The organism is Paraburkholderia haematera (assembly GCF_905220975.1).
Classification (GTDB): domain Bacteria; phylum Pseudomonadota; class Gammaproteobacteria; order Burkholderiales; family Burkholderiaceae; genus Paraburkholderia; species Paraburkholderia haematera.
Map to the genome: position 1 here is coordinate 1 of NZ_CAJNBK010000072.1, position 739 is coordinate 739.

Genomic DNA, 739 nt, shown 5'->3' on the forward strand with positions numbered 1-739 from the left:
TGCCTTTTCTTCCGGCGCCGCGTCGATCTGGTCGTATGCCTTCGCTTCGCCGCCAAACTTCTTGGTCAGCACCGTCGTGATCGCTGCCGTCAGCGTGGTCTTGCCGTGGTCAACGTGACCGATCGTGCCGACGTTCACGTGCGGCTTGGTCCGCTCAAACTTACCCTTGGCCATTTTCGACTCCTAAGAGGATTTATCCGTACGTTGCGCCGCGCGCAAACAATCACCGAGTACTTCTGGTGCCCATGGGCAGGATCGAACTGCCGACCTCTCCCTTACCAAGGGAGTGCTCTACCACTGAGCCACATGGGCGCTACTTCGTTGTTACTGGAGCGGGTGAAGGGAATCGAACCCTCGTCGTAAGCTTGGAAGGCTTCTGCTCTACCATTGAGCTACACCCGCAAGGATCCATGGATTCCCAACTACTGCTACAGCTTGCATTCTGGTGGAGGAGGTTGGATTCGAACCAACGTAGGCGTAAGCCAACAGATTTACAGTCTGCCCCCTTTAGCCACTCGGGCACCCCTCCGCAGAGAACTGATGATTATGAGGGAACAACCGCTTGCTGTCAAGGCTTGCTTGGCCGTCCCAAACTCATAGCTCTCACTTATATAGCAAGTTCAACGCCGCCGTAAACGCAGAAACCCCACCTTTTCGGGGTGGGGTTTCTGTCTGCTGCTAGGGAGCCTGACGATTACCTACTTTCACACGGGAATCCGCACTATCATCGGCGTGGAGT

General features: G+C 55.6%; 1 protein-coding gene and 3 tRNA genes. All 4 read right to left on the minus strand.

Annotation, left to right across the window (positions count from 1 at the left end):
• Positions 1 to 174, minus strand: a 174-nt coding sequence (locus KHO23_RS34885) for a GTP-binding protein (protein WP_236067099.1), incomplete at its 3' end; no start/stop codon positions are given.
• 63 nt (positions 175 to 237) lie between these two features.
• A tRNA-Thr gene (locus KHO23_RS34890) sits at positions 238 to 312 on the minus strand.
• A 16-nt stretch (positions 313 to 328) separates the two neighbouring features.
• Positions 329 to 402 (minus strand) — tRNA-Gly (locus KHO23_RS34895).
• 41 nt (positions 403 to 443) lie between these two features.
• Positions 444 to 529 (minus strand) — tRNA-Tyr (locus KHO23_RS34900).
• Positions 530 to 739 lie beyond the last annotated feature (210 nt).